General features: G+C 66.5%; 4 protein-coding genes. All 4 read right to left on the reverse strand.

Annotated features, from left to right (window positions below; translation table 11 throughout):
* The coding region (locus tag JYJ84_RS30155) for a P1 family peptidase (RefSeq protein WP_205189860.1) at positions 1-498 on the reverse strand (498 nt) is incomplete at its 3' end.
* Positions 498-1,391, reverse strand: coding sequence for a glutathione ABC transporter permease GsiD (gene gsiD, locus JYJ84_RS30160; RefSeq protein ID WP_174956470.1), 894 nt, complete (start codon positions 1,389-1,391; stop codon positions 498-500). The genes gsiD and JYJ84_RS30155, both read right to left, overlap by 1 nt.
* Before the next feature lie 7 nt (positions 1,392-1,398).
* Complete coding sequence (gsiC, locus tag JYJ84_RS30165; RefSeq protein WP_122949464.1) at positions 1,399-2,319, reverse strand: glutathione ABC transporter permease GsiC; 921 nt, start codon at positions 2,317-2,319, stop codon at positions 1,399-1,401.
* Positions 2,320-2,398: 79 nt separating this feature from the next.
* A complete protein-coding gene (gene gsiB, locus JYJ84_RS30170) occupies positions 2,399-3,961 on the reverse strand; it encodes a glutathione ABC transporter substrate-binding protein GsiB (RefSeq protein ID WP_122949463.1) in 1,563 nt (520 codons plus the stop codon).
* Positions 3,962-4,069: the final 108 nt, after the last annotated feature.

Below are 4,069 nucleotides of genomic sequence, written 5' to 3' on the forward strand. Positions count from 1 at the left end.
CGACATCCCGCGCCCGGCGCCCACCGCGCCGCGTGCGACGTCACGCGACGCCGCGCGACACGCGTCGTCGTAATGTTCGGCCGTGACCGCGAACGCCTGGATATCGTTCAGATAGCCGTCATTGCACTCGAACACGAGCGGGTTGACGGTCGACCAGTCGCGGCCGACCTGCGGATTCGCCGCGATTGCCGCGCGGATCTGCGCCTGCGCGACCGCGCCGACGCCGAACGTATTGGTCAGCGCGATCGGCGTATCGAGCATGCCGAGTTCGTCGACCTGCACGAGCCCGACGCTCTTGCCGAAGCCGTTGATCACGGCAGCACCGGCCGGCACCTTGCTGCGGTACACGTCGCCCGGATGCGGCTTCACGACGGTCACGCCCGTCTGCACGTTGCCGGCATCGAGCGTGCAATGGCCGACCGTCACGCCCGGCACGTCGGCGATCGTGCCGCGCGGCCCGGCCGGCAGCGTCGCCGTCCACATCGGTACCATACGCATCAGCGGCGCTCCAGCTTCGGATCGAGCGCGTCGCGCAGCCCGTCGCCGAGCAGGTTGAATGCGAGCACGGTCAGGAAGATCGCGAGGCTCGGGAAGATCGCGATGTGCGGCGCCGTCACCATGTCCGCGCGCGCCTCGTTGAGCATCGCGCCCCACTCCGGCGTCGGCGGCTGCGCACCGAGCCCGAGGAACGACAGGCTCGCGGCCGTGATGATCGACGTACCGATGCGCATCGTGAAGTAGACGACGACCGACGACACGGTGCCCGGCAGGATGTGCCGCATGATGATCGTCCAGTCCGACGCGCCGATGCTGCGCGCGGCCTCGATATAGGTCATGTGCTTGAGCATCAGCGTGTTGCCGCGCACGAGCCGCGCGAATGCCGGGATGCTGAAGATCGCGACCGCGCAGATCACGTTGACCATCCCGTTGCCGAGGATCGCGACCACGCCGATCGCGAGCAGGATGCCCGGGAACGCGAACAGCACGTCGGCCACGCGCATCGTGATGCGGTCCCACCAGCCTTCGTAGTAGCCGGCGAGCAGCCCGAAGAACGTGCCGATCACCGCGCCGAGCGCGACCGAGAAGAAACCGGCCGCGAGCGAGATGCGCGTCCCCGTGATGATCCGGCTGAAGATGTCGCGGCCCAGCGAATCGACGCCGAACCAGTGCACGGCCGACGGCCCCGCGTTCAGCGCGTCGTAGTCGAAATAGTTCTCCGGATCGAACGGCACGATGTGCGGGCCGACGAACGCCAGCACGACGAGCGCCAGCACGAAGCCGCCCGCGACGAGCGCGACGGTCTGCTTGCGGAACTTGCGCCAGAATTCGCGCCACGGTGTGCGGATCGCGGTCGGTGCGGCCGGCGCCGCGGGCTGGACAGTCGCGTTCATGCGCGCCTCACTTGAACCGGATGGTCGGGTTGATGACCGCGTACAGCACGTCGACGGTCAGGTTGATCAGGATGAACTCGAGCGAAAACAGCAACACGATCGCCTGGATCACCGGGTAGTCGCGCATCGTCACCGCGTCGACGAGCAGGCGCCCGAGCCCCGGCCAGTTGAACACGACCTCGACGACGATCGAGCCGCCGAGCAGGAAGCCGAACTGCAGCCCCATCATCGTGACGACCGGGATCATCGCGTTGCGCAGGCAGTGCTTGAGCACCACCATCGGCTCGTGCACGCCCTTCGCGCGCGCGGTGCGCACGAAATCCTCGTTCAGCACCTCGACGAACGACGCCCGCGTGAAGCGCGCCATCACGGCCGCGACCGCGGCGCCGAGCGTCAGCGACGGCAGCACGTAGCTCTTCCACGAGCCGTCCGGCACGACCGGCAGCCAGCCGAGCTTCACCGAGAAAATTTCCATCAGCAGCATGCCCAGCGCGAATGCCGGGAACGAGATGCCCGACACCGCGAGCGTCATGCCGAGGCGATCGGGCCAGCGATTGCGCCACACCGCCGACGCGATGCCGATCGCCATCCCGAAGGCCGTCGCCCACGCCATGCTGACGAGCGTCAGCAGCAGCGTCGGCATGAAGCGCTCGCCGATCTCGGTCGAGACCGGCCGCTTGCTGCGGGTCGACAGGCCGAAATCGCCGTGCGCGATCTTCACGAAGAAGTTCACGAACTGCGCGGGCAGCGGCTGGTCGAGGCCGAGGTCGGTGCGCACCAGCGCGACCGTCGCATCGTCGGCTTCGGGCCCGGCCGCGAGCCGCGCCGGATCGCCCGGCAGCAGATGGACGAACAGGAACACCAGCACCGCGACGATCGCGAGCGTGGGCAGCAGGCCGAACAGGCGTTTGACGAGAAAATTCAGCATGGGGCACCGATCGAATCAGCATGCCGGCGGCTTGCGCCGCCGGCACCGCGTGGCGGACGAACCGCCGTCATCACCACTGTCATTTCAGCGAGATTTCGTCGAAGTTGAACGAACCGTCCGGCATCACGTACGCACCCTGCAGCCGCTTGCTGCGCGCATACACGATCTTCTCCTGCACGAGGAAGATCCACGGCGCATCGGCCCAGATCTGCTTCTGCGCATCGGTGTAGAGCTCGGTCTTCTTCGCGCGGTCGACCGTCTCCAGTGCCTTCGAGAGATCGCCATCGACCGTGTCGTTCTTGTAGTACGCGGTGTTCAGGAGCTTCGGCGGCGCCGACGTGCCGGCGAGCAGCGGCGTGATCGCCCAGTTCGCCTCGCCGGTCGACGACGACCAGCCGAGGTAGTACATCCGCACCGGCGCCTTCGCCGGGTCCGGCGCGCTCTCGACCTTCGCGACACGCTCGCCGGCCTCCAGTGCCTGCACCTGCACCTTCACGCCAACCTGCGCGAGCTGCTGCTGCACGAACTGGATCGCCTTCTGCGACGTCGAGTTGTTATACGCGGACCACAGCGTCGTCTCGAAGCCGTTCGGATAACCGGCCTCCTTCAGCAGCGCGCGCGCCTTCGCCGGGTCGTAAGGCCACGGGCCCAGCTTCGTCGCATAGTCGACACCCTGCGGCACCACGCCGGTGGACGGCGTCGCGAAGCCGGCGAACGCGACCTTCGCGAGCGCTTCCTTGTTCACCGCATAGTTCAGCGCCTGGCGCACCTTCGGGTTGTCGAGCGGCTTCTGCTGCAGGTTCAGCGACACGTAGCGCTGCACGATCGACGGCCGCTCCACGACGTCGACCTTCGGGTTGCCCTTCAGATCGGCCGCCTGCTCGAACGGGATGCGGAACGCGAAATCGGCTTCGCCCGTCTTGATCAGCGCCGCACGCGTGTTGTTGTCGACCACCGGCTTCCAGTCGATCGCGTCGATCTTCGGATAGCCCTTCTTCCAGTAGCCGGCGAACTTCTTCACCTTCAGGTCGTCCGTCTGCTTCCATTCGACGAACTCGAACGGGCCGGTGCCGACCGGATGCAGCGCGATGTCGCGGCCCCACTTCTTCAGCGCGGCTGGCGAGATCATCACGGCCGACGGGTGCGCGAGCGTGTTGATCAACGCCGAGAACGGCTCGCGCAGCGTGATCTTCACCGTGTACGGATCGACCACTTCGGTCTTCTCGATCACGCGGAACATGTTGTAGCGCTTCAGGTGGTTCGCGGGATCGGTCACGCGGTCGAAGTTCGCCTTCACGGCCGCCGCGTTGAAATCGGTGCCGTCGTGGAACTTCACGCCCTGGCGCAGCTTGATCGTGTAGGTCTTCGCATCCGGGCTCGCGTCGTAGCTGGTCGCCAGCACGTTGACGAGCTTCATGTCCTTGTCGAAGCCGAACAGCCCCTGGTAGAACGACTTGACGACGGCTTGCGACACCGTGTCGTTCGCGTCGTACGGGTCCATCGTCGTGAACGTCGAATCCACCGCCATCACCGCGGTCTGCTGCGCGAACGCGGGCACCGCGGCCGACAGCGCGAACGCGCTCGCGGCGGTGGCGAACAGCGCGCGCGAGCGGAACATCGGAAATGAAAGCGACTTGCTCATGTGACCTGACTCCTGTGCATGATTCGGTAACGTGTGGTTGGATACGCGGAATGACTGCCCCCGCTCGGGAAAAAACCGTCTCTGCCTCGCGCGTGCGCAACTGCGATC

The sequence above is a fragment of the Burkholderia sp. LMG 13014 genome, assembly GCF_905232215.1.
In the GTDB taxonomy this organism is placed as follows: domain Bacteria; phylum Pseudomonadota; class Gammaproteobacteria; order Burkholderiales; family Burkholderiaceae; genus Burkholderia.

Excerpts from the sequence above, each read along its gene's own strand:
- gsiC (WP_122949464.1), bottom strand. The coding sequence starts at position 2,319 with ATGCTGAATTTTCTCGTCAAACGCCTGTTCGGCCTGCTGCCCACGCTC.
- gsiD (WP_174956470.1), bottom strand. The coding sequence starts at position 1,391 with ATGAACGCGACTGTCCAGCCCGCGGCGCCGGCCGCACCGACCGCGATC.
- gsiB (WP_122949463.1), bottom strand. The coding sequence starts at position 3,961 with ATGAGCAAGTCGCTTTCATTTCCGATGTTCCGCTCGCGCGCGCTGTTC.